Origin of the sequence: Cellvibrio sp. UBA7661 (genome assembly GCA_002483365.1) — a bacterium.
In the GTDB taxonomy this organism is placed as follows: domain Bacteria; phylum Pseudomonadota; class Gammaproteobacteria; order Pseudomonadales; family Cellvibrionaceae; genus Cellvibrio.
Window position 1 is genome coordinate 419,983 of the sequence record DLHT01000018.1, and the last position, 25,304, is coordinate 445,286.

Sequence of the window (25,304 nt, forward strand, 5' to 3'; positions counted from 1 at the left end):
TCGTTTTTATCAGATTCGCTTATTTTTAATATCCACCATTTGTTGGATATTGCTGATTGAACCAATGATTAAATAGGCATATCGCAATAAACCGGAACGATGCAACGTAATAACTTCGGCATCTGGTAGCGCCATCAACTTTTCTTTGCTGATAGTTGCATAGCGATTATTTTCATAATGCGCCCCACCGGAAAAATTAACTTCTATCTTGATTTCTTCAATCAAATCCAAACGGGTAAATTCCGCCAACATCCTTTCAGCTTCTGCAACTCCCTCATGCACAACAGAAAGTACATTTGTTATTTTTTCCAGATAAGGTGAATTGCCACCATAATGCAAAAACACGGGTTCACCTTGCCCATCCTGGGCAATACGAGGGCTATTCAAATCCACATAAACGACAGGCTCAACCGCACCCGAAGAGCACTTCTGCATCCCAATAATAAAAGGTTCACGGTCAATTACCGCTGGAATATAAGGCACAAGCCACTGATCGCCTGATAAAAATAGATTTTCATTTGCCTCAAAACCAAACAATACAATCGTTAACCAGGAGCCATCTTCTGTGCGCTGAAACAATATCGGGTAATATTTTTGTAATTCATTAAATTCCGTTGGATAGACAGCGCACCCACCGATCGCATCACCTAAATCTGCACCACGACGAGTGACAATACGCAAATCTTTATGCGCAATATTATTTAATAATTCATATTGAGCCATAAAAAACCTCACTGCTTTGACAAAAAACAAAGCCGCTGTTACCAGCGGCTTTGTGTGTCTTTTTGCTACAAACTTCCTACCAATTAGAAAGTGTAACGGAAGCCAACTTGATAACGAGCACCCAAATCTTCCAGCGACAACAACTGTGCCTCTGAACGACCATGAGTACGATAGTTCTCACCAGTGACATTGATACCTTCTGCAGTAAAGGTCAGGTTATCACTGAACTCATAACCGATAGATAAATCGATTTGTGAGTAGGCTTCGACGTATTGTGGCTGATTACCACCACCTGCGGTACGGCTCAACAAGAAGCTGTCACGCCAGTTGTATGCCACACGAATTTGCCATGCATCTTTATCGTAGAAACCAACAACGTTGGCTGTATCCGACAAACCTGTCATCGCAAACTGACCAGCAGTGGTGAGGTTGTCGAACTCAACATCCGAATCCACCATAGTATAGTTAGCCTGTACACCAAAACCAGACTCACCAAACCAATGCTGTGCAGCAACTTCAAGACCATCAATTACTGCTGATTTGTCGTTTACTGGTTTGTTTACTTGCCAAATCAACAGCGGGTCATCATTGTCAGCACGAACCCAACGACCATTTGATGAAATGAACGCAGGATCTGAATTTGCCAATACGTAAGTATGCAGCGCTTCTTCGTTCACTTGAGGAATACCGCTGGCAATTGCAGTTTGACCCAAACGTACGTCACGCAGGCCGTAGGCAGTTTCATTAAAAATCTGGGTACCAATAAATCCATCGACATCTTTACGGAAATAACCCAATGACACGTAGCTGTCATCGGTGTAATACCATTCCGCAGACACATCAACGTTTTGCGATTCCATTGGTTTCAAGCCAGCATCACCAGCGTTAGCAGTGCGCTGCAATAAACTGTTCAAACCAACATCAGGACGCAAATCCGCGTAGCTCGGACGACCAATAGTTTCACTGTAAGAGAAACGCAATTTCAGTGAATCTGTCGGGCTTATGTCAAAGTCCACATTTGGCAACAGATAATCATAAGAACCGGTTTTTCTTTGTTGCGTTTTTTCAGCCGCGTAAACAACTGACCAATCGTTGTCACTTTCCCACCACAAAATGGTTGGTTCATTGACCAATGACGATGAAGTTACATCAGTCTCTTCATAACGCAAACCAACTACCAAATTTGATTCCAACCCACCTAATTCAAAATTAGAATTGAATTGAGTGAACGCAGATTTACTTTCTTCTTCAATAGTACGGTTAGTTGTGTAAATGCCATTCCACTGAACTTTGCCATTCACAAAGCCATAGAAATCTTGTGGATACTTTCCACTGGCATTGATAGCTTCGGCAGTCTCGATAATTTTTGGCAAGTTCGCATCAACACCAACGAAGAACAAATCATCTTTAGTGGTTGAACCGTAATCAGGGAAGTCTTTACCAAAATCGCGGCTTTCGAAGTATTGATCAGGGAACTCTGCTGGATCTATACCATCCCAGTTACCTACACCTTGGCGGTTGTCGCCTGATGCACGACTGCTGTTCAGATCTTTGCGCTGTTCAATACCAAATTTCAGGCCAGCATTTTCAAAGAAACCACTGCCATTGAATTGAAATTCTCCAATCAATTGAGTTTGTTCGATTTCAGTGCGAGTGTGCGAACGAGGATTGTTAGTCATAGCGCCACTGACGTCACCGCCGTCAACGACACCATTACAGTTACCACTGTAATAATCATCGCGAGGAGCGCGTTGACGCAAAATACAATCGTCAGTAGTCACACTCATCAGCGGCATGTCTTTAGACCAATCCACATATTCGCTAGTGATGATGTTAGCGTTCAAACCAACTTCGATTCCCTGACTATTGTTGTTGGCGCTTGAGTTGTGATGATCAAGCGTTAATTTCAACTGATCATTTACTTCAAAGGCAACATTCAGGCCCAAAGAGTTATTTTGTGTTAATGAGTCAACATGACCCGCCGCAAAAGACACGTCCTTCAAGCGGCTAACACCGTTGGTGAGGTAAGACTCGCGATAAATAACAGGAGTGCGTACTGCACCGTTATCAAAGGTGAGCTCAGAGATCGCATCTACGTTAAACCATACTGATTGCTGTGCACGCTCAGAAACACGATCAAGCTCAGAGAAGGTGTAGTCCAGAGTTGCGGTTAAACGCTCGGTTGGCTTAAATTGAATAACCGCTTGGGCATTAGTGCGCTCACGCTTGTTATCCTGAACTTCGTAGCGAAGATCTGTTGGTAATGCGTATAAGTCGCCATTGTTAGGCGCATTATTGATTACAACACCATTTTTGAAACGACTTGTAGACGTATCATCCCAGGTATTCAAATTCGCCCAGTTGTTCACAAAGTTATTCGCATTGGAACTGTCACGACGCTGATACGATCCGCTCAGAGCTACACCAAACGTATCTTCGTCATTTACCCAGGAGCCCATGCCAGATACTTCAGGGGTAATTTCATCACCGGCACCAGAGCGTACTGTTTCATCCTGAATGGCTTTTACACCAATAGATGCGCGGCTACCTGCTTCCAGAGGACGAAGGGTTTTGATATTGATCGTTGCACCCAAGCCACCAGTTGCAACGTCGGCGCGACCAGTTTTGTACACTTCTACGCCGAATACTGATTCAGAAGCGAGGTTGGCAAAATCGTAGGCGCGCGTTGATGAATCACCAGTATTGCTGTTGGCAACTGCTGGCATCACGCGTCCATTTAAGGTCACCATGTTCAATTCCGCACCGATACCACGAGCAGTCACTTGTGAACCTTCGCCATCGGAACGATTGATCGAGAGACCTGAAATGCGCTGCAGTGATTCAGCAAGGTTGGAGTCAGGCATCTTGCCAATATCTTCGGCCGAGATGGCATCAACAACACCTACAGCATTGCGCTTGGTGTCCATTGCCTGAGCCACAGATGCACGAATACCTGTAACCATTACTTCTTCTACAGAATCGTCTTGTGCGTAAGTCATGCCGCTGAGACTGGCTGCTGCAGCTGTGACTGCAGTGGCCAGAAGTTTTTTCTTAAAGCTTATCGTTTTGTACATGAAGCTCTCCTTTTTTATCGTCAGGAATTATGTTTTCCGGTACACGCATACCTGGATAAAAACCATGAAGGTTTTTATCCAAATATGATCACCTTCAATGACGAAGATGAATTCTCTAAAGCACTCTTGTTTTTCGTTATTTATTAAGGGCAAGCCCAAACATCCTTGCGATATTTTTTTGTTGTCCACTTTGATTGCCACGCAAAGACCCGCACCTCCACGAAGCAATTTTCGCGCAAAACTACCCCCATATGACAGCGCTGTCAATAGCTTAAAAATAGAAATGTTGTAAAGACAAGCGGGAAAAACCAAACGCAAGTTATAGTCAAAAAAACAATATAAATTCAGTCTTTTTGACTATAAGATTCGCCAATCAACTGGATTTTTGCCTTGCTTTTGCAAGTATTGATTTGCTGTAGAAAAGTGGCCGCAACCAATAAATCCGCGGTGTGCAGACAATGGGGATGGATGAGGTGCTTTCAGAACAAGATGTTTTTGAGCGTCAAGAAATGCCGCTTTTTTTTGTGCATAACTTCCCCACAATAAAAAAACAACATTGCTACATTGATCATTTACCAATTTGATAGCCCTATCAGTAAATGTCTCCCAACCTCGCCCTTGATGAGAGCCCGCCCTCGCCTGTTCAACGGTCAAGGTTGCATTAAGTAGCAAAACGCCCTGATTTGCCCACGACTGCAAACATCCGTGCGCAGGAATAGGAAGCCCCAAATCTCTTTGTAGCTCTTTATACATATTCTGTAACGAAGGTGGTGTTGGAACGCCTTGCTGTACGGAAAAACATAATCCATGCGCTTGATTAGGTCCGTGATAAGGATCCTGCCCCAGGATGACGACTTTGACCTGATCCAACGGTGTGCTGTTGAACGCATTGAAAATGTTTTTAGCCGCAGGATAAATCATCTTGCCCTGCTGTTTTTCTGCCAACAAAAATGCCTTGAGCTGTTGCATATAAGGCTGCTCAAACTCACTGGAAAGATGGACTAACCAACTGGGATGGAGATCTATTTTTTTGGTGACAGCAGACATATTTATTTCCCACAAATAAAAAACCCGGCATTGAGCCGGGCTTTTTACAAGACTAAGCGATAAAAGTAAAACTTAAAGCTTGTCAGCGTTTTCTGCCAGATATTTAGCAACACCAGCAGGTGATGCATCCATACCCTTGTCGCCATCTTTCCAACCAGCTGGGCACACTTCACCGTGCTGCTCGTGGAAAATCAACGCATCAACGGTGCGGATGGTTTCATCGATGTTACGGCCGATTGGCAGATCGTTAACGATTTGTGAACGAACTACGCCAGCTTCATCAATGATGAAAGTACCACGGAAAGCCACGCCATCAGCTGACTCTACGTCGAATGCTTTAGCAATTTCGTGCTTCACGTCAGCTACCAACGTGTATTTTACTGGACCAATACCACCTTCATTGACAGGGGTGTTGCGCCATGCGTTGTGCGTAAATTGAGAGTCAATTGACACACCGATCACTTCGACGTTGCGCTTTTTGAACTCTTCTACACGGTGGTCAAATGCCAACAACTCAGATGGACATACAAAGGTGAAGTCCAATGGATAGAAGAACACAACTGCTTTTTTACCTTTGGTGGCAGCTGCAAAGTTGTAACCGTCTACGATTTCGCCACTCGCCAATACTGCTGCTGCAGTGAAATCCGGTGCTTTTTTACCTACTAATACGCCCATAACAATACTCCTGATGGTTGATAGGTTAATCGGTGGGAACAAATACCCGCTTTCAGCGACCACGAATATATTCAATTTGTATGAATATTTTATGGCCAGTTATTGATCGGCTGATATTTATCGATAGTGCGCCGCTATCATACACAGCCAAGGGAGAGTGTCCTATTGATTTTCTATATAACCCTCCAAAGACTATCGCTATGGCTAAAAGTTGATCTCGCACGTTATTTTTATCACTTAGGTTATATTAACGAACACAAAGACATTTCAAATGAGAATCCATATCAAAAGTTGTTGACATAAATTATCATTAGCATTAAATTTTGATCATATGATTTTCGGTTAAACAACACGCAATTCAGGTTATTTCTCATGTACGTTTGTCTATGCAAAGCTATCACTGACCGTCAAATCAAAGCTGCTATCGATAATGGTGCCAGCTCTATTGGACAGCTGCGCAAAGCATTAGGCGTTGCAAGTCAATGCGGTAAATGCGCATCAATGACCCGCGAAATTCTGGATGAAGCACTTAACAGTGAAGCACCTATGATTAATGGCTTGCCGCAGTTCTACGCTGTGGCCTGAGCCATAAACCGAATAGAAATTAAAATCATTGTTATTTTTATCTAAATTTCTTTATACATCAACAACTTATAAAAACCTCTCTGCTTGACACCCCACCCGTTCAGGATCACACTCCTCCAATTTCTTTCTCATGAAGCAAAAAGGAGAACACTATGAAAGGTGATCCGCAAGTAATAGCCGTATTAAATAAAGTCCTGGGCAACGAGCTGGTAGCAATTAACCAGTATTTCCTTCATTCACGCATGTACAAAGATTGGGGACTGAAAGAACTGGCAGACCATGAGTACCATGAATCAATTGATGAAATGAAACACGCAGATGCGTTGGTCGAGCGCATTTTGTTTCTGGAAGGGCTACCGAATTTGCAAGATCTCGGCAAATTGCACATAGGCGAAGATACACAGGAAATGTTGAAATCCGATCTGAAGCTCGAATTAAAAGCGATTCCGGATTTGCGCGATGGCATCTTGGTTTGTGAAAGTGTGCGCGATTTTGTAAGCCGCGATTTACTGAAGAGCATTCTTGAATCAGAAGAGGAACATGTTGATTGGCTTGAAACCCAATTATCACTGATCGATAAAGTAGGTATTCAAAATTATCTGCAATCGAAAATGGCATCCTCGTCTTGATCTGACAATGCTTTTCAGCGAGACAATAAAAAAGGAACTACAAGTTCCTTTTTTATTGTCGGTGCATTTTTAGAGCGATAAAAAAATAGGCGTCAGCCATTACATATTGATCCAACCATTTAATGCACGCAATTTGAATTGGGTATTGCCGTGTTTTAACACTACCCCATCGACATAAATTTCCTGCACCACAAATTGTCCAACAGAAATAATATTTCCTACACCCGCAGTCTGGTTATTAATAACCACACTGCTGACACCATTCGCTAGAAAGTTATGCCGCAAATAAGTAATTGTTGGGATCGACTGGCGCATATTCCAAGGTAGCGCATTGAAGTCAGGAATATTGGTAATACTCGCGAAGGTGCGCGGTGGAATATCCGATTCTGTCTCCTCAGCCACAACATTACTTACGTTTTCCTCTGTTGCAAATGGATCAACAACAGAAGCGGAACCAGTTGAAGATTCAGCCGCATACAGCTCATTTACATCAGCATCAATTCCTGGTGCCGCCACCTCTGGCGTTTCATAGAGTTGATTCACGTCGGCGCTCACTGCTGCACCAGTATTAGCATTAGCTACAGCAGGTGTTGATGTTGTAGTTGTTGATTGTGTTGTAGTCGCTAACTCTGCTGCAATGGATTGATTTTGTACAGAACTCAGAGCGTCTTTCGTAGGCACTGGTAGTTGGGATGCATTTTGTTCATTTACACTTATCGGAGCAACAGTTGGCTCTATAACAGCAACCGGCTCCGTTTGTGTAATAGTTAATGATGCATCACTCCGCTTAAACCACCACAGTGCTGCAGCAATAAATGATAAGAAAACAATCAACACTGCAACAATTGATATCCGCTTGTAACGGGGTGAGTTCGATGCACGAACCAACTCACCTGACATATGTAGGGTGCTAATATCTGGAACTGCATTTTGGTTTTTCCGTTCACTTTCAGCGCGATTCAGGGCATCTAATATTAACGACATTACTACAGCCCCTGCATATCCAATGGAGCAACAACCGGTTGCCCTTCGTTTAATTCAATGAGCGATTTATCAATCCCCAATGCTTCATTCAAACGACGCAATGTCTGTGCATTGATAACGCCATCCGGAAGTATGTTGTGTGTCGATTGAAAAAGTTCTACGCGTTTTTTCAGGCGATCAGTAAAAAATTGCCGCGTCAGAGGCGCTGGTTGCTGATCAAGTTGTGCGAACTGCTCTGCAATCCAGGTCACCAGATCACTTTTATCACCCACGCGCAAATCACTATTAAAATCTTGCGGTCGCGACCACATATACAAAAAATCCCCATTCCATAAATCAGCGATATCATTCCATGGCAAGGTTTTATACTCACCATTGACCAGCAGCATGACCTGATTTTCACTCAAACCAATCAGTAAGCCATAGACCCATTTTTTATCGGGTGTAGCCAGCGTAACAAGTCCTGGGCGATTAATTTCTTTCAGCTCATCCCACGAATGAATACGGACTTTTTCGCAAACATAATTGGCTCCCTGGGCAAGCAGGCAAGGAGAGTTATTATTCCTGGCCGTCAACCCAAGATAGCTAAGCAACCCTAACTGTGCCGCCGCTAAATCCCGCGTCGCCAAATTGATAACTTCTGGCACAGGAGGTTTGGCAAGAGTGCGCATTTCACTGAGGGAATGTACTACCACGGCAGAACTGTTTGATGATGCAGATACTGAAGCGGGCGTTGATGAACTCTGAACAGCAACAGGCGCTACCGAAGTGGATGCTTCATCCGGAACCCAAAACCAAACGGTAAGCATGATAGCAACCACCGCCACAACGAACAGTGCGTGCCAGGATGTGCGCGACGCTGCCAATTTTTCTTCCTGTTGCGTATTGGTACCCGCAACTTCTTTGATTGCAGCAGCAAAAATAGATTTATCAATATGATGCTGGTTTTGTGCATAAGCGCCCAATAATAATCGCTCACAAAGCACATTAATCAATCGGGGAACGCCACCGCTAAAGCGGTGTATTTTTTTGATCATTGAATCGCTAAACGGCCGCACATGTTCAGGCAAACCCGCCACTTTAAGGCGATGCGTTATATACGCTTTTGTCTCTGCCAAATTTAAGGCTTCAAGATGAAAACGCGCGGTAATTCTCTGTGATAATTGTCGCAATGCGGGTCTGGCCAATAATTTTTTTAACTCTGGTTGGCCTACCAACATAATTTGCAATAATTTTTCAGTAGTGGTTTCAAGATTGGTCAATAACCGGATCTGCTCCAACACCGGCACTTTCAATAATTGTGCTTCATCAATTAACAAAACGGTCTTGCGCCCTTTGCGATGATTTTCCAACAGGAATTGATTAAGTGCATCGGTCAAATTTTTAACAGTCAATTCATCTGCGATATAAACCACACCCAACTCATCGCAAATGGTTGATAACAGTTCCGGGGCACTGCCCATCGGATTAAGAATAATGGCAATATCAGTGTTAGACGGCAGTTGCTCTAATAAGCAGCGGATGATTGTCGTTTTGCCGGTGCCGACCTCGCCTGTCAGCATCACAAAACCGCCATTCTGGATACCATAGAGTAAATGCGCCAACGCCTCTCGATGTTGGTCACTCATAAAGAGATAGCGCGGGTTTACGGCGATGGAAAATGCAGGCTCTTTAAGCCCGAAAAATTCGTGGTACATAGCTAATCAACACACTGTTATTAGGATGCCGCCTTGAGCGGTGCTGAATCATAACAGGCCTGAGATCGCGCCGTTACTCTCTTGTTCCATGCACCAGAGCGATTGCCCGAAAAGCCCCAAATTGATACCATTGCCGCCTTTGTGCGACACGTCTGACGTGTCTCCCTTGAAATGCTACCCACAGGTCTGCGGAGTTTTTACTCTTAGGTAGCGAGGCGAAAGCCTGATCCTACCTTCAAATATCCACCCCTGCGGGAGTCTGCCCGCACGGGTCCGGCTCTCCCGCATACAAGCGAGAGAGGTATCCACAAGAGCTTGCTGTTATTTAACAGTTCCTGCCCATCTTCAATCTACGGAGGCATGAGAATGTCTCGTTTCGTAATGCTTGGCTCCAGAATATCGGAGTATCAAGCCTGACATGTGTCTGTCAGCTCACTAGATCGACATGCGTCGGAGGCTAACTCCTGCGTGTGAAGCTCGATTGACAATGTTTCTACCAGCTCGCTGGTGCTGAATCTTGGCAACAAGATTGGTTTAAGTCCGAATTGCACGGATTTGAAGAGGCTAGTGACAATACCTGCATGGCTAACCTAAGTGAATCATCGTTATAACCCTCGTGACAATGAACGGGCCTACGGCAATTATTGGCCCCAGCCAAAACGGCATCGTAGTTGGTCTACACAATAAGGGCATGTGTAGCGGCACCAGACAACTACCGGGGGAAAGATGAAGCCTAAACAGGGAATCGGTACGAAACGGGGAACGTGGCAATCCCGACCACTCGCCAACGGCCAGAACATCGGTACAGGCAGGCAACTCGCAAGGGGTGCTGATGGGTGTGGGGAATGGGAGGATGTAAGAAGCGAATGACTCCTTGTAATGAGGGGTATAGCGGTTGAAATATTACCGACTGGGGCAACCCTGGCTGACGTACATCTGGTTTACACGCGCGTGAACGTTTGCTGATTTCAATCTATTAACTCACCTGAAGGGTAGACACTGCCCTTCGGGGGAGTAGTCCGCTTGACGGGTAGTTATTTCTATCCACTCAGGAGGACTGTATGAATCTACCATCGGAAACGATGCACGCTGCGTCCTCCGGCGAGACGACAGGCTGGCACCAGATCAACTGGGGAAAGGCTTATCGTTTTGTTCGGAAGACGCAATTGAAAATCGCGCAGGCGACACAAGCTGGTGATTGGCGAAGAGTATTTCGACTTCAACGATTGCTGGCTCACTCGTTTTACGGACGCTGTATGGCCGTCAAGCGGGTAACGGAGAACCGGGGTCGCAAGACACCGGGCGTGGATGGTGAAACATGGAGTACGCCAACCGCCAAATGGAATGCCGTGAAGCGTTTGTCACATAAGCGGGGTTATCAACCAAAACCGCTAAAACGGGTATGGATACCCAAACCCGGCAAGCAAGAAAAGCGTCCGCTAGGCATCCCGACGATGTTGGATCGGGCAATGCAAGCGCTCTACCTGCAAGGATTGGAGCCTGTTGTAGAAAGCACCAGCGACCCGAAAAGTTATGGCTTCCGGCCTGACCGATCAACCACTGATGCGATGGTGGAGCTTTTCCACTTGCTGGCGCCCCAAACGGCGCCGGTTTGGATTTTGGAAGGTGACATCAAGGGCTTCTTTGACAACATTAACCACGAGTGGCTGTGCCGTAATGTTCCCATGAACAAATCGGTGTTAAACAAATGGTTAAAGGCCGGTGTGATCGACAAGCACCAGTTTGCAGAAACGAAGGCAGGAACACCGCAGGGTGGGATAATTTCGCCCTGCTTGGCTAACGCCACACTGAATGGATTGGAGGTCAAACTAAAGGCTCATTTTGTAGCCAAGGTTGGGTTAACCAAATCCAAGCGGCTTGGGTTACAGGTGGTGAGATATGCGGATGACTTTGTGATTACAGCTTATTCGAAAGAATTGCTGGAAAACGAAGTGAAGCCTTGGGTAGAGGAATTCTTGTCGGTACGAGGGGTTCAATTATCAAAGGAGAAAACGCGTATTACTCACATCAACACCGGCTTTGATTTTCTGGGGTGGAACTTCAGAAAGTATGTACCCAAGTCACCGTATCGAAAGGCCAAGCTGTTTATCAAGCCATCCAAGAAAAATGCGCAAGCGTTTTATCAGAAAGTGGCAGCGATAATTAACAACAGCGGAGCACTGACGCAGGATGCGTTAATTGGCCAATTGAATCCGGTGTTGCGGGGATGGGCGGAATACCATTCTCCGGTGGTGGCAAAGCAAACCTTCAGCAAGCTGGAGCATCTTATTTTCTGGCGAATATGGCGGTGGGCAAAACACAGACACCCCAACAAATCCCTCGAATGGATTAGGAAGCGATACTTCAAATCTATTAATGGGCAAAGTTGGGTCTTTGGTTCAGCCAAAATACTGCAATCAGGTGAGGTGAGGTATCGCCGACTCTATGGGTTAGCGAGCACCCCTATCGTGCGACATAAACGTTTGCCGGGCGAGTATCAGCCCTATGACACGGAGCACGAGGAAAAATGGGAGGCTCTACGATTCCAGCGGATGCGGCATAAACTGCGCTACCGCAAAGAAGTCTGGTCGCTATTTGCCAGACAACTGGGCTTGTGTGCTTACTGTGGCGGCGGAATATCAATGCAAAGTGGCTGGCATGATCATCACCTCGTAAGACGTGTTGATGGCGGGTCAGATCGCAAAGATAACCGTGTTTTGCTTCACCCTAACTGTCATGCCTTGGTTCATAGCCGAGGCTGTACAGATAAGTTGCAATACAGTGGCATGGAAACGTAAAATTCGCGCTTTTGCTGTTGTCGCTGGCCAGAACGAATCTGGCTTGATGTAAGCTTGAGCCGTGTGCGATGAAAGTCGCACGCACGGTTCTTAGGGGGGAATGGGTCAGTAATGACCTGTTCCTACCCGACTTAAACAGGCACCGCCTGACTGTAGTTCCCCGCCAATTTGATCACTTTCCACACTATAGAGAGTTTCTATGTCAGTTGATTTTCGTTCAGCTTCCCTATCCTTATTGGCCAATCATGACGAATTTGTACAACGTCATATCGGCCCGGATGCCCAACAAACTGCCGCGATGCTGGCAACGCTGGGCGTCAGCTCAGTCAAGGAGCTGATCGATAAAACAGTGCCAGACAATATCCGCCTGAAAACTGAACTCGATTTAGGCGGTGCGGTTAGCGAATCAAACGCACTGGCACAGCTCAAAGCTATCGCCAGTAAAAACAAGATATTCAAGAACTACATCGGCATGGGCTACCACGACACCCATGTGCCACTCGTCGTTTTGCGCAACGTGCTGGAAAATCCCGGTTGGTACACTGCTTATACGCCCTACCAACCAGAAATCGCCCAAGGTCGCCTGGAAGCGCTGCTGAATTACCAACAAATGATCATCGACCTCACCGGCATGGAAATGGCCAACGCCTCGGTGTTGGACGAAGGTACCGCCGCCGCCGAAGCCATGGCGATGTGTAAGCGTCAAAACAAAAAGAGCAGATCCGATGTATTTTTTGTGGATGCCGATACCCACCCGCAAACCATCGCGGTAGTGAAAACCCGCGCCGAACATTTTGGCTTTGAAGTGACTGTCGCCAAAGCGGATGAACTCGCCAATGGTGATTACTTCGGTGCCCTGCTCTCTTATCCTGGCTCTAGTGGTCAGGTGCGCGATTTGACGGCATTAATCGAAACCGCACACAACAACAATGCACTGGTGACAGTTGCCTCGGATTTGATGTCGCTGATGCTGCTCAAATCGCCGGGCGCTATGGGTGCTGATGTTGTTGTGGGCACCAGCCAACGTTTTGGTGTGCCTATGGGCTTTGGTGGCCCACACGCCGGTTTCTTTGCTTTCCGCGATGCCTACAAACGCTCAGCCCCCGGCCGCATTATTGGTGTATCAATTGATGCGCGCGGCAAACAGGCATTGCGCATGGCAATGCAAACCCGTGAGCAACATATCCGCCGTGAGAAAGCCAACTCCAACATTTGTACCTCACAAGTATTGCTGGCAGTCATGAGTGTGTTCTATGCGATTTATCACGGCCCGGATGGACTGAAACGTATCGCTAACCGCATTCACCGCTTGACTGCGATTACTGCAGCCGCATTAAAAGCAAAAGGTTTCGGTATCGCTAACAGCCAGTTCTTTGACACCTTTACCGTCAATGTGGGCGATAACCAGAAAGCCATTTACCAAACTGCATTACATGCCGAAATCAATTTACGTTTGGTAGGCAGTGATTCATTAGGTATCAGCCTCAATGAAACAACGTCTGCTGCTGATCTGGAAGCATTGCTTGCTGTATTTGGTGTTAGCGGAATTGAATTGGCATCGATTGATGAGCAAATTCTCGCCGGAAAAAATATCACTGCAAATAATGCAATCCCAACCGATTTGTTGCGCAGCGATGCGGTACTGACGCACCCCGTGTTCAATACCTATCACAGCGAAACCGAAATGTTGCGCTATTTGAAACGATTGGAATCTAAAGATATCGCCCTGAACAACGCGATGATTCCACTCGGCTCTTGCACCATGAAATTAAATGCTACCGCCGAAATGATTCCCGTCACCTGGCCGGAATTTGGCAAGCTGCATCCGTTCGCACCAATTGATCAAGCAGAAGGTTACAAACAATTATTCGAAGAATTGCAAGAGATGCTCAAAGCCTGTACCGGTTACGATGCTATCAGCTTGCAACCTAACGCCGGTTCGCAGGGTGAATACGCAGGCCTTGTTGCGATCAAAAAATATTTTGAAAGCAAAGGCGAAACCCAGCGTGATATTTGTTTAATTCCAGCATCTGCGCACGGCACCAACCCTGCCTCTGCACAAATGGTGAGTTATAAAGTCGTCGTGGTTTCCTGCGATAACAAAGGTAACGTTGATCTTGAAGATCTCGCTGCAAAGATCGCAACCTACGACAAACAAATTGCCTGCATCATGGTGACTTACCCATCCACGCACGGCGTATTTGAAGAAGGCATCACCCAACTGTGCGATATGATTCATGCGGTAGGTGCCCAAGTGTATATCGACGGTGCGAACATGAATGCGCTCGTAGGCGTTGCTGCACCGGGTAAATTCGGTGGCGATGTATCCCATTTAAATTTGCACAAAACTTTCTGTATTCCACACGGCGGTGGCGGCCCAGGCATGGGGCCAATCGGTGTAGGCAAACACCTGGAACCTTTCCTCGCGGCGCACCCGGTGCAGGCAGTTCCGGGCACTGATGTCAACAACGGCACTATTTCTGCGGCACCTTGGGGTTCTGCAAGCATTCTTCCGATTAGCTGGATGTACATCAAAATGATGGGCGCGGTTGGGATGCGCCAAGCGACTGAATTTGCGATGCTCAATGCAAACTACGTCGCAAAAAAACTGGAAGCGGCTTACCCGATTTTATACAAAGGCACTAACGGTTTTGTTGCGCACGAATGCTTGTTGGATTTGCGTCCATTGAAAGAAGCCAGCGGCATCAGCGAAGAAGACATTGCCAAACGTTTGATGGATTTTGGTTTCCACGCACCCACTATGTCATTCCCGGTGGCGGGCACACTCATGATTGAGCCAACTGAATCAGAATCCAAAATCGAGCTGGATAAATTTATCGAAGCGATGCTGATTATCCGTAAAGAGATCGACCAGGTCATCAATGGTGAAATCAGTGTGGAAGCCAGTGCATTACACAATGCACCGCACACTCAAGATGACGTACTGGAAGAAAATTGGACGCGCGCTTATTCACGCGAAGTTGCTGGCCGCCCCGCGAGCTGGCTGAAAAACCATAAAGTATGGCCTAGCGTAAATCGCATCGATAACGTGTATGGCGACCGCAATCTCGTTTGCTCATGCCCAAGTATCGATACATATATGGAATAAATGCAGGTGTAATCGGATATTACAAAACCGGACAAATACATTAAAAATCAGACCAACCCCGGCGCAAAGCTGGGGTTTTCTGTTTTTAGAACATTAAAAGCCGGACAATCTTATGGGAATTTAATAAAGTTCGTGGCTGACGGATGTGTAATTGGGAATTACCTCCAGTTGGTGCTTCAATTACATCCACAAAAATCTCATATGTAGGCTGATTCATCTTAAGCTCCTTGATTGATTACAAAATAGATATATGGTTGTTTTCGTTGCTTGAATGTCAAAAAGCCCTTATTCGGCATATGCATTTCTTTACTAAATGAGATGCTCATTTTTATTTTTAGAGCTTTTTTATCGTATTCATCAACCATTAATGCAATTAAGGATTGGATTTTTTTTACATCACTAACCCCATAAAAGGTTAAATGAAAGCCCTCCGATCCCTCGCTAAATAGAACGCGTCGATTATTCCTACAATGCTCAATGTCATCACACTCACCAAGTTGAACCAGTTTTTCTCCTGCAAAAATGGCAAAATAACGAGGAAGATCCCCGCTGTATGAATAGCAAGTAGCCGGGAATAGAAAAAAAATTAAAAAAATCGTTCTAATCAGCATCAGAAACCTCCATTTTACGAATCAATTTAAACTTAATGTTTTTTATCAAAATCTCTAGGCTGACGAACAGTTTTCAACCCACTTTCTTTCACAGAGGCAACTTTCATATCGCACTCATAACCAATCAGCCCAACACGTTTTTTCACGCAATTATATTTAGCTGAATTAGGTACTTGAACCGTTAATGATGATGTAATATTTTTATATTCACCAATTTTTTGATTCGCTCGTTCAACATCACTTCCGATTAAATCAAACTGTATAATTCCCATTGTCTCCGCATAAAAATAATACTCACCAATATAACTGGTCTCACCCGGGATAAGCTTGAATGCTAACGTGTCATTACTTGGGCAAAGTATATGGTTGTAGCTACTCACGCTATCCACTTTGCCGACCCTAATACATTCTAGAAACCAGTGCCCAGCAGGCATATTAAGCACGAAATAACTTTGCACGTTGTACTGCCCAATACCGCCACTTGCCAACCAATTACTACCCAGTGGTTGAGCCTTGAATGTTTCCTTTAACGATGGCGTCCCTGTCAATGGATCGTACTTTCTAAACGTAAATTCAGGATTTGGAAACGGTGTATTTAACAACAACCCAAACACCAATAATGAATCAGGGCTTGCCTTAGAAAACTCCATATCTTTTTTAACTTGGTTATCACTACACCCCGATAGAGCCGCAATAAACAACAAACACAAACTTAATAGATTTATTAAACGCATAGCTATCTCCTTTATTCTGAATATTTAATGGGCCGCGCTGGCTGTTTTGGATTCACCTAGGGTCACAGCCCCAAAAATGCCAACACTTATCGTTTTTGAGCAGTGCTTAGAGCGGCTAGGTGTTTTTACTCACAATATCGCTCACTTCCTTGCAATAAATTATTCATGCTCCCCTTCTTACAAGCAGGCGAAATTCAACAACAGACACCAAAATTTTCAAACAAAGCATAAATATATTTTTTCCTTATAAATCAGAAATTTATAATTGTCTGATTTTTTAATGCATTGAAAGCCCCTAAACTAGACCAAAAAACCAGGGGCTTTAAAGACGTTTTGTCTGGCTTTTAATTGTCCCCTTACAAGGCTTATTTTCACATTTAAAAAAGGATGCCAGCAAAACTGGCATCCTTTTTTATTTTAAGGGTATTTATTTTAATGAAATTGACTTTAATGGATTTTTATTATCGCTTTATTGTTGCGACAACAAAGCATCTATGTTTTTCAAATGATCCAGCAACGCAACCGTAGGTAAACGCATGACTGAAAAGTAATGCTCTGCCATAGGTGAGACACTGCAACTGGAAGGTAAAGGCGCCTGTTGCTCGATCAACATATACATCTTAGGTAAAAATATAAATTGCAACCATTGTGGAAAAGTCATGGTATCCACCGCGAAAGGTTGAACACTGGCCAAGGCAGACTCTGAAATCATCTCAGCTTCCCACAAGCGCAAGTCGCGCAATTCTTTTTCAATATCGATTAATGTTTCAGCAATTGAAATATGAAGTTGGCTCATGATGGTAATCAATAAAAGTAGTCATGTTACTTATGGATAACATGGGTAAATGGTGGCAAAGAGTTCAGGATCGCCTTGCCATAGCGTTTGGTAATGATGCGCCTATCAAGCAGACTGATTTTCCCCGTATCCGTTTCAGTGCGCAATAAACGCCCACAGGCCTGGATTAATTTGAGCGATGCATCCGGCACAGTGATTTCCATAAACGCATTACCGCCACGTGCCTCAACCCATTCCGATAACGCCGCTTCAATTGGATCGTCCGGTACAGCAAAAGGTAATTTGGCAATAATAACGTGCGTGCAATATTTTCCAGGTAAATCCACACCTTCAGCAAAACTTGCCAAACCAAAGAGCACACTGCCCTCACCTGCGTCGATTCGTTTTTTATGCTGGGTCAACATTTCCTGTTTGGAGTTATCGCCCTGCACTAAAATAATATCGCGCAGATCTTGCGGCATTTCTTCAAACACATCGAGCATTTGCTTACGCGATGAAAAAAGCACAAGCGTACCTTCTGACGAATTAATTAAATTAGGTAAGTCATCAATAATGGCCAGCGTGTGCGCATCGGCATTGGTTGCCTCAACCGTGCGCGCCGGAATCTCCAATGTCGCTTGTTGAAAATTAAAGGGACTGGGCACAACCTGGTAATTTGAATCAGATGGAGTACCTGCACGCATTTGGAAACGGTAAAAATTTCCCAGCGCGGTTAAAGTAGCCGAGGTGATCACCGCACCACAGACTTTTTCCCACAGACTGAACTCCAATGTTTTAGCCGCTAAAATGGGGCTGGAGCACACTTCAAGATCCATGTTACCGCTGTTATCCACCGGCGTTAACCAGCGGGCTTTCGGTACACTATTCGCAGAATCGGGCGTAGCAAAACTTGCCCATAAATCACGGTTGGCTTCTGCACGCGTTTGCCACGCGCCCAGAATGGGATAATGATTTTCCAGATCGACTTTTGGTACGGGACAATGCATATCTTCCATTGCCTGACTAATTTCATCGATCATTTTTTTCAATAAATCTGTCAGGCGATCAAAACCCTTATACAGCTCGACACAGGGCACAAGTAAATCGTGTGGCACCACTCCACCATCAAAACGGTAATGCGATTGGCGGTCATCAAGCGCAATCGCCTGCGCCAGTGACTCAAATACAGGATACAACTGATCCAAACGCTGTTTGCAATCGATGAGCGCGGCAGGTAACTGCTCACCAAAGCGATCCACATTTCCCGCGCCACTGATAACACCGAGCATAGCGCCAAGCGATTTATTGCATTGGTCCAGCCATTTGCTGGTAGAAAGCATGCGGCTGTGATGCGCAAAATGGCTAAGTGCCTTTTGCGGCAAGTGATGCCCCTCATCAAAAACAAAAATAGTATCTTCCGGTGCTGGCAATATTGCGCCACCACCCAAAGCTAAATCAGCAAGCACTAAATCGTGATTAGTGACAATGCAATCCACCGAGTGCATGGAATCACGCGCTTTAAAAAAGCTGCATGCCGATACATTGGAACAGCGACGGCCAGTACATTGACGATGGTCAGTGGTGATAATTTGCCATTCATTTTGTTCCAACGCTTGCGGCCAGGTATCGCGCTCGCCGTTCCACTTATTGGAAGCCAACGCATCCACCATGGATTCGTAAAGTTTAAAGCTGTGTGCTGATACGCTTGGATATTCGTCCTCATAAAGCGCACGTGTTGGATTCAATCCGCTTTGATATTCCGCAATCAAATTATCCAGTTTGCTTAAACACAAATAACGGCCGCGGCCTTTGGCAAGCGTGAAGGTAAATGACAAACCGCTATTGCGATGTAACTCCGGTAAGTCTTTATTGACGATTTGTTCTTGTAGCGCGACGGTTGCAGTAGAGACGACGAGTTTTTTACCCAGCGCTTTGGCCATAACAATAGCGGGCAACAAATAAGCAATGGTTTTTCCTGTACCTGTGCCCGCCTCTACTACACAAATATGCTTGCCCGCATGTTCATCGGGAATGCGATGGTTTTCATCATCCAATGAAATATTGCCAAGTGTTTTTGCAATCTCGGCAATCATCAATTTTTGGCCATAACGGGGTTTGAGCCCCTTGCTTTCAAGAAACTGGCTGTATGCGCCTTGAATTTGTTTCTTCAGCGCATCGGTTAGCATTCGGCCAGTTTGCTCACAACGGGGTTAGCATAGATACCCAGCGCAATTTCACGCTGTCCGGAAGGAATTGCATTCATACGCACCTCAAACGCTGTGCGTTCTGCTATCAGTTTTGTTGGATCATAGGGAGTATTGTTTGCGCCATAATTAACCGCAGGCACTCTACCGTATACCATTTCATAGGCGATGCAATTCGTTGCATGCAATACATAATTGCCCAGAATTTGATGATCCAATGCAGCAACTAATTCATCGGCATTCTGATAATCGTCATTCAGCACATCACCAAAAGCCAAATGGATATTACCTTTGTTACCGGCAATTCCCATTGCAATGCTGCGCACATCTTCGTGTTCTTCTTTTTGATAACTGCCTTCGGTGCGGTGCAAATACAGCTCGCGCGCTTTGGCTGCATCACACGGGTCAAGCTCATAAGAAATGGACACAGGCACAATGCGCAATTTTTTGACGTAATCTGCCAATTCTTCTGTTTTAGGCTTATTCAGCATCAACATCCCCAACACTGCCGAGTTGGTTTTGTCATTACCATCTTTAGCACGCCCTTCACGCTGCGCAATCCAGATGTTTGAGTTTTCATTCACAATCGAATGATGTATGTAAGCCGATAAATGTTTTGCTGCTTTTAATTTTTCACGCGGTGCTTTGGCGGAACGGTTAACAATAAAACTTTTGTTAAGGCGCATCAGATCAGAAGCAAACGGTTTAGTCAGCAAATTGTCGCCAATCGCAATGCGCAAGGTATTGCAGCCATTGTGGTAAAGCACCCAATTCACAAATGCAGGATCCATCGCAATATCACGATGGTTGCTGATAAATAAATACGCACTGTGTTTGTCCAATTTTTCCAAGCCGGAAAATGTCAGCTCTTTTACACAGGTTTCCATCATATTGGACATGTACTTTTCTACGACCGATTGGAATCCCTGTACATCCTGAATGCCTGACAACTGTTGGGTCAATTTGCTGCGCACCAATGGTTTTAATAACCACCCCAACCAACTATGCAGTGCGGGAAACTTCAGGCGGGTAACCGCATCGATAAACTCCTGATCGGCCAGCAGGCGGTCCAGGGTTGGACGAACTTCGTCGTCGCGATAAGGGCGAATATCATCAAATTCAGTCATAGCGGAGATCATTACTCGAAGGTGAAACAACACAGGCGACCAAGCGCGATAACATACCTGTAAAACAGGCTTGGCATACTGGCCTTAGCCAGAGAAAATAGGCGCACAAAATACCGAAAAGAGCCCGAAAATGCCACCAAAAACACGGATTCACGCTGCCACCTCATTATGCCCTTGCGGCTCGCAGAAAACCTATGGCGAATGCTGCCGCCCTTTTATTGATGGACAGCGCGCGCCGGATAGTGCCGAGCAGTTGATGCGCTCGCGCTATAGCGCCCATGTCGTGCTGGCGATTGATTATCTTTGGAATACCTGGAGCCCGGAGCAACGCTTGCGCTCATCGCCAAACGATATACAAGCCTGGGCTGAAAGCTGTGAATGGATGGGGCTACAGATATTGTCTACTGAAAAAGGAAGCGCAGAAGATGATACTGGAATCGTTGAGTTTATTGCTGTTTTCCGTAGCCAAGGGCAGTTACAGCAACATCATGAACGCTCCTTGTTCAGGAAAGTATTGGGCAAATGGCTGTATGTCGATCACCAAGCGTAAGACTGCTCTTAATTTCTTTCGCGGCCAATTTCCAGTATTTGCTAGCTTTTTAGTAGATGGTTCTTTGTTGGATAGCTGTTTGATATAACACAAGAGAATGTGACATAAGCAACGATCCGGACAAAAAAACACCGTTATGCGATTTGGGTATTCGACTCACAGGCCGTCTCTACTTACACTGCGCGCCAAGCCATAACTGCTGCCTGAGCGCAGCAAATCCAATAAAAAAGGCTAAACTCATTTTTATTTCTATCGCAAATCAGTATCCATATCACGCCTATGAAAATTCTTCTGGTAGAAGACAGTGCAACACTCCGTTATGCCATGCGCAATTACATTATTGATGCGGGCCACGAACCTTTATTGGCGCGCAGTGGTGAAGAAGCGTTACAGCTATTAGAAAATACGCCTGTCGATATGATCATCATGGATGTTGAAATGCCGGGGCTAAATGGTTTTGAAACTACACGCTTGATCCGCGAGTGGCTCGCTGGTCATTGGATACCCATTATTTTCGTCACCGGTTTGAATGAAGATGAAGATTATCGCGAGGGGATCGAAGCAGGCGGAGACGATTATTTAATCAAACCTGTTAGCTTCATGATCATAAAGGCGAAAATTCGTGCAATGGAACGTATTGCAGAAATGCGCGACCAATTGAATCAGCTCAATGCTGAGTTGGAAGCATTAAGCCAACTAGACAGCCTGACGCAAATTTATAATCGCCGCACCTTCAATGAATTGGCACAACAACAATGGATGCAGACAAAACGTCACCAACAATCCATTAGCGCCCTGATGATTGATGTTGATCATTTCAAATTATTTAATGATCACTATGGCCACCCTGCAGGCGATGCCTGTTTAAAGAAGGTCACGCAGGCAATCAAAAGCTGTTTACATAGAAGTACCGATATTTTGGGGCGCTATGGCGGCGAAGAATTTATCGTGCTCTTGCCCGAAACCGACGCCAAAGGTGCAATGCGTGTTGCACAATCCATCGGCGAAGCGCTGGAAACCTTGGAACTTCGCCACGACGTTTCTCCCACCAGCCAATTTGTGACTGCGAGTATTGGCGGCGCTACCTGTTTGCGTACCACAGGCCATGATTTGGAAGAGCTAATCAAGAATGCCGACCGGGCACTTTATAAAGCCAAACGTGCAGGGCGAAATCGCAGTTGGGTGGATGAAGTAGCTACACACAAAACCTTGTTATTAGCCGATAACAATCAGGATTTGGTTAGTTATTTCAGCAATCATTTACAAACCCATTTTAATTTGCTTGTTGCCGATTCACAGCGTGAATGCCTGGAGTTGGCAGTCGAGTTGCACCCGGATTTAATTTTATTGGGCACAGGGATTGCCAATACTGAAGCAGGTGCTGAACTGTGCAAAATTTTGGCACGAACTCCCAAAACCGCGAGTATTACATTATCGTTGGTCAGTGAATTAACAACGCCCCAAGATATCGAACTAGGAAAACATATTGGTATTGAGCATCACCTTAACAAGCAAATGACCGGACCTGCGCTGCTGAATAAAATAATTCAAATATTGCGTTAGCAATCCCAGCCGAATAACTACTCACAGACAAGAAATAAAAAAATCCGCTGTCACCCAGTGACGGCGGATTTTTTTATAGATTATTTTTACTGATCTTATTTGGAACGTAGCGAGTTATACCAATTGACATCGCGTGAAAATTTATCGACTTGATCTGCCACATCCAATACCAATGCAAACAATGCCATGCGCACCAAAACACCATTATCCGTTTGACGGAAAATTGCGAGATTGGGATTTGCATTTAGATCATTATCCAATTCATTTGCATCGGCACGCGAGTCACGCGGCAACGGATGCATAATGACGGTATTCGGTTCGCAGTACTGAGTGTAAATCGATTGGTTCAAACGAAAACGGCCGCGATACAAATCAGCTTCATCTTTGCTCGCAAAACGTTCTTCCTGAATTCGGGTTGAATAAGCAATATCGATACTGCCAATGCTTTTGTGCAAGTCATCGGTAATCACCACAGAGTGCCCTGCTTTACGTAAATATTCAACAATGTACTCGGGCATCGCCAACTCTTTGGGAGACACCAAAGTCAAACTGATATTGTTAAATACACACAATAATTTGCACAGCGAATGCACAGTACGTCCATGTTTTAAATCGCCAATCATCGCAATACGCAAACCATCAATGGTGCGATTTTTTGAGCGCAGCTCTTTGCGGATGGTATACAAATCCAGCAGGGCTTGAGTGGGATGCTCATTAGCTCCATCGCCGCCATTAATCACTGGAACACGGCTGCCCTCGGCAAATTCAGCCACTGAGCCGGATTGCGGATGGCGCATGCAAATCACATCGCTGTACCCCGATAGCACGCGTGCGGTATCAAACAATGATTCGCCTTTAGTGAGCGATGAGCTTTCAAACCCGGTTGTTTCCCTGACGTTTCCGCCTAAAAGATTAAACGCTGAGCCAAAACTCACCCGGGTGCGGGTGCTAGGCTCAAAAAACATATTCCCCAGAATGGCACCCTCCAACACCCGCGTCACCTTGCGGCGTAAGGCATAGGGCTCCATGGCATCTGCCACATCAAAAATGCGCTGGATATCAGCACGCTCAAACTGGGTAATAGAGAGAATATGTGCGCCGGTAAAATTCACAAGAATTCCTTAGCGGAGACCGCTGGCCAGGAAAGGCATTAGCCCAAGGTAGAAAACAAACAGGTAAGAGATAAAACGGGCGACATTTTAGCGGCAGAGTGAAGCGATACCAACGGCATCGACGAAAAAAAACGCCTAATCGAGTGGAATCAGTGTTATCAGTTCAGTATCTGCACGCCGTTCTTTGGTTGGCAGGGATGGCATAAGACGAGCCATAGCCGCCGCTGCCGTCGCACGATACGTGGTGAGCTTTCCCCCCATGATCGACAAAACCCGCGGTTTTGCCTCATCATCCACTGAAAACATGACCTCACGCGGACGTGAGAATGCTGTTTTATCACTCTTGGGCAACACCCTTAAACCCGCAAATGACTCAACCTCTGTTGGAATCGACAGATGTGGGAAGTAATGCGACAGGGTTGCCACTAAATAACGCTTTTCATCCTCCGAACACGCCGCTTGCTCCGGAGCGCCCTGATGGACTTTCTCTGTGGTGCCCACCATTAACTTACCCTCCCACGGCAACACAAACACAGCGCGCTTGTCCTGCGGGGCCTCCACGTAAAAGTATTGATCCAACAAGGGAGGCAACAGCAGATGGCTCCCCTGCACTAACTCAATTGCAGGCAATGGCAAAGCCGGTGTTACTTTTGCCAATACTTGATTTACCCATGGTCCTGCGCAATTGACCAATACGCGGCAACTGATTGATTGGATGCCGCTTGCACCTTCAACATCAACTTTACAACATTGACCATTACGCTCTGCCCCCAGAAATTTAGCCGGCATCATTACATCAGCCCCTAAAACAATAGCGGACTGCAAAACAGCGCGAGTCAGTGCTGCATCATCGGTCTGCGCTTCTTGATAGCGAAACACTGCCTTGAGGTTATCCTGACGCAAGCCTTCAAGGCCTTGCCATTCCTTACGGGATAACTGACGGAATAAAGAATTACTGTTTAAACCAGCCAGTAACGCATACAGACTAAGACCTGCACGGATGGTCAAAGCCGAACGAGAGGAGTTTTCATAGATGGGAATGTGCAATGGTTGCAACTTTACTAACTCAGGAGCCAACTTCAACAGCAGTGTACGCTCACGCAGGCTTTCATGTACCAATCCAAATTGGCCAGATTCCAGGTAGCGCAAACCGCCGTGAATCAGTTTTGAAGACTTGCTCGACGTACCTGCCGCTGGTGCTGTTTGCTCGACAACTAACACCGAATAACCAGCTGCAGCTGCCGCTTGAGCAACTCCTGCTCCCTGAATCCCAGCCCCGATGACGACAATGTCATATTTCATTCTTG

The 25,304-nt window shown here is 45.6% G+C and carries 19 protein-coding genes; 6 read left to right on the top strand and 13 right to left on the bottom strand.

Annotation, left to right across the window (positions count from 1 at the left end; all coding sequences use genetic code 11):
* Window positions 1-9: 9 nt before the first annotated feature.
* The 4 genes from B2739_RS17025 to B2739_RS17040 all read right to left on the bottom strand — a co-directional run bounded on the left by B2739_RS17025 (window position 10) and on the right by B2739_RS17040 (window position 5,519).
* Window positions 10-723 carry a SapC family protein gene (locus tag B2739_RS17025; RefSeq protein ID WP_331347033.1) on the bottom strand — a complete coding sequence of 238 codons (714 nt, stop codon included), beginning with the start codon at window positions 721-723 and terminating at the stop codon, window positions 10-12.
* 83 nt (window positions 724-806) lie between these two features.
* Window positions 807-3,797, bottom strand: a complete 2,991-nt coding sequence (locus B2739_RS17030) for a TonB-dependent receptor (protein ID WP_331347034.1) — start codon at window positions 3,795-3,797, stop codon at window positions 807-809.
* Window positions 3,798-4,154: 357 nt separating this feature from the next.
* Window positions 4,155-4,844, bottom strand: coding sequence for a uracil-DNA glycosylase (gene ung, locus B2739_RS17035; RefSeq protein ID WP_331347035.1), 690 nt, complete (start codon window positions 4,842-4,844; stop codon window positions 4,155-4,157).
* 72 nt (window positions 4,845-4,916) lie between these two features.
* On the bottom strand, window positions 4,917-5,519 hold the full coding sequence (locus B2739_RS17040; RefSeq protein WP_331347036.1) for a peroxiredoxin C: 603 nt from the start codon (window positions 5,517-5,519) through the stop codon (window positions 4,917-4,919).
* A gap of 372 nt (window positions 5,520-5,891) precedes the next feature.
* Here B2739_RS17040 and B2739_RS17045 point away from each other — a divergent pair, with 372 nt between their 5' ends.
* Window positions 5,892-6,104, top strand: a complete 213-nt coding sequence (locus B2739_RS17045) for a bacterioferritin-associated ferredoxin (RefSeq protein WP_331347037.1) — start codon at window positions 5,892-5,894, stop codon at window positions 6,102-6,104.
* Window positions 6,105-6,256: 152 nt separating this feature from the next.
* Window positions 6,257-6,733 (top strand): bacterioferritin, encoded by a 477-nt coding sequence (gene bfr, locus B2739_RS17050; RefSeq protein ID WP_331347038.1) that lies wholly within the window; start codon window positions 6,257-6,259, stop codon window positions 6,731-6,733.
* Window positions 6,734-6,832: 99 nt separating this feature from the next.
* On the opposite strand, the gene B2739_RS17055 is transcribed toward bfr, so the two are convergent.
* Complete coding sequence (locus B2739_RS17055; RefSeq protein WP_331347039.1) at window positions 6,833-7,717, bottom strand: general secretion pathway protein GspB; 885 nt, start codon at window positions 7,715-7,717, stop codon at window positions 6,833-6,835.
* 2 nt (window positions 7,718-7,719) lie between these two features.
* A complete protein-coding gene (locus B2739_RS17060; RefSeq protein WP_331347040.1) occupies window positions 7,720-9,414 on the bottom strand; it encodes an ExeA family protein in 1,695 nt (564 codons plus the stop codon).
* A gap of 1,061 nt (window positions 9,415-10,475) precedes the next feature.
* Between B2739_RS17060 and ltrA the strand changes: the two genes are divergently transcribed.
* Together ltrA and gcvP are read left to right on the top strand one after the other, a co-directional pair.
* On the top strand, window positions 10,476-12,212 hold the full coding sequence (ltrA, locus tag B2739_RS17065) for a group II intron reverse transcriptase/maturase (protein ID WP_331347041.1): 1,737 nt from the start codon (window positions 10,476-10,478) through the stop codon (window positions 12,210-12,212).
* Between the two features lie 199 nt (window positions 12,213-12,411).
* Window positions 12,412-15,321, top strand: a complete 2,910-nt coding sequence (gene gcvP, locus B2739_RS17070; RefSeq protein ID WP_331347042.1) for an aminomethyl-transferring glycine dehydrogenase — start codon at window positions 12,412-12,414, stop codon at window positions 15,319-15,321.
* A gap of 218 nt (window positions 15,322-15,539) precedes the next feature.
* Here the strand turns inward: gcvP and B2739_RS17075 are convergent, their stop codons facing one another.
* The 5 genes from B2739_RS17075 to B2739_RS17095 form a co-directional block, all read right to left on the bottom strand.
* On the bottom strand, window positions 15,540-15,932 hold the full coding sequence (locus B2739_RS17075) for a hypothetical protein (RefSeq protein WP_331347043.1): 393 nt from the start codon (window positions 15,930-15,932) through the stop codon (window positions 15,540-15,542).
* Between the two features lie 32 nt (window positions 15,933-15,964).
* Window positions 15,965-16,666, bottom strand: coding sequence for a hypothetical protein (locus tag B2739_RS17080; protein WP_331347044.1), 702 nt, complete (start codon window positions 16,664-16,666; stop codon window positions 15,965-15,967).
* Between the two features lie 469 nt (window positions 16,667-17,135).
* Entirely contained in the window at window positions 17,136-17,462 is a 327-nt protein-coding gene (locus tag B2739_RS17085; protein ID WP_331347045.1) for a YqcC family protein, read from the bottom strand.
* Between the two features lie 26 nt (window positions 17,463-17,488).
* Window positions 17,489-19,627, bottom strand: coding sequence for an ATP-dependent DNA helicase DinG (gene dinG, locus B2739_RS17090; protein ID WP_331347046.1), 2,139 nt, complete (start codon window positions 19,625-19,627; stop codon window positions 17,489-17,491).
* Window positions 19,621-20,772: a 1-acyl-sn-glycerol-3-phosphate acyltransferase gene (locus B2739_RS17095; protein ID WP_331347047.1), complete on the bottom strand. Its 1,152-nt coding sequence runs from the start codon at window positions 20,770-20,772 to the stop codon at window positions 19,621-19,623. Before B2739_RS17095 ends, dinG begins: the two co-directional genes overlap by 7 nt.
* Window positions 20,773-20,902: 130 nt before the next feature.
* On the opposite strand from B2739_RS17095, the gene B2739_RS17100 reads away from it, so the two are divergent.
* Window positions 20,903-21,322, top strand: a complete 420-nt coding sequence (locus B2739_RS17100) for a YchJ family protein (protein ID WP_331347048.1) — start codon at window positions 20,903-20,905, stop codon at window positions 21,320-21,322.
* A 279-nt stretch (window positions 21,323-21,601) separates the two neighbouring features.
* Window positions 21,602-22,885 carry a diguanylate cyclase gene (locus tag B2739_RS17105; RefSeq protein ID WP_331347049.1) on the top strand — a complete coding sequence of 428 codons (1,284 nt, stop codon included), beginning with the start codon at window positions 21,602-21,604 and terminating at the stop codon, window positions 22,883-22,885.
* A 95-nt stretch (window positions 22,886-22,980) separates the two neighbouring features.
* On the opposite strand, the gene B2739_RS17110 is transcribed toward B2739_RS17105, so the two are convergent.
* Together B2739_RS17110 and B2739_RS17115 are read right to left on the bottom strand one after the other, a co-directional pair.
* On the bottom strand, window positions 22,981-23,997 hold the full coding sequence (locus B2739_RS17110; RefSeq protein ID WP_331347050.1) for an aspartate carbamoyltransferase: 1,017 nt from the start codon (window positions 23,995-23,997) through the stop codon (window positions 22,981-22,983).
* A gap of 135 nt (window positions 23,998-24,132) precedes the next feature.
* Complete coding sequence (locus tag B2739_RS17115) at window positions 24,133-25,299, bottom strand: glycerol-3-phosphate dehydrogenase/oxidase (protein WP_331347051.1); 1,167 nt, start codon at window positions 25,297-25,299, stop codon at window positions 24,133-24,135.
* Window positions 25,300-25,304: the final 5 nt, after the last annotated feature.

Coding starts and splice junctions, on each gene's coding strand:
- B2739_RS17025 (WP_331347033.1), bottom strand. CDS start 723: ATGGCTCAATATGAATTATTAAATAATATTGCGCATAAAGATTTGCGT.
- B2739_RS17030 (WP_331347034.1), bottom strand. CDS start 3,797: ATGTACAAAACGATAAGCTTTAAGAAAAAACTTCTGGCCACTGCAGTC.
- ung (WP_331347035.1), bottom strand. CDS start 4,844: ATGTCTGCTGTCACCAAAAAAATAGATCTCCATCCCAGTTGGTTAGTC.
- B2739_RS17040 (WP_331347036.1), bottom strand. CDS start 5,519: ATGGGCGTATTAGTAGGTAAAAAAGCACCGGATTTCACTGCAGCAGCA.
- B2739_RS17045 (WP_331347037.1), top strand. CDS start 5,892: ATGTACGTTTGTCTATGCAAAGCTATCACTGACCGTCAAATCAAAGCT.
- bfr (WP_331347038.1), top strand. CDS start 6,257: ATGAAAGGTGATCCGCAAGTAATAGCCGTATTAAATAAAGTCCTGGGC.
- B2739_RS17055 (WP_331347039.1), bottom strand. CDS start 7,717: ATGTCGTTAATATTAGATGCCCTGAATCGCGCTGAAAGTGAACGGAAA.
- B2739_RS17060 (WP_331347040.1), bottom strand. CDS start 9,414: ATGTACCACGAATTTTTCGGGCTTAAAGAGCCTGCATTTTCCATCGCC.
- ltrA (WP_331347041.1), top strand. CDS start 10,476: ATGAATCTACCATCGGAAACGATGCACGCTGCGTCCTCCGGCGAGACG.
- gcvP (WP_331347042.1), top strand. CDS start 12,412: ATGTCAGTTGATTTTCGTTCAGCTTCCCTATCCTTATTGGCCAATCAT.
- B2739_RS17075 (WP_331347043.1), bottom strand. CDS start 15,932: ATGCTGATTAGAACGATTTTTTTAATTTTTTTTCTATTCCCGGCTACT.
- B2739_RS17080 (WP_331347044.1), bottom strand. CDS start 16,666: ATGCGTTTAATAAATCTATTAAGTTTGTGTTTGTTGTTTATTGCGGCT.
- B2739_RS17085 (WP_331347045.1), bottom strand. CDS start 17,462: ATGAGCCAACTTCATATTTCAATTGCTGAAACATTAATCGATATTGAA.
- dinG (WP_331347046.1), bottom strand. CDS start 19,627: ATGCTAACCGATGCGCTGAAGAAACAAATTCAAGGCGCATACAGCCAG.
- B2739_RS17095 (WP_331347047.1), bottom strand. CDS start 20,772: ATGACTGAATTTGATGATATTCGCCCTTATCGCGACGACGAAGTTCGT.
- B2739_RS17100 (WP_331347048.1), top strand. CDS start 20,903: ATGCCACCAAAAACACGGATTCACGCTGCCACCTCATTATGCCCTTGC.
- B2739_RS17105 (WP_331347049.1), top strand. CDS start 21,602: ATGAAAATTCTTCTGGTAGAAGACAGTGCAACACTCCGTTATGCCATG.
- B2739_RS17115 (WP_331347051.1), bottom strand. CDS start 25,299: ATGAAATATGACATTGTCGTCATCGGGGCTGGGATTCAGGGAGCAGGA.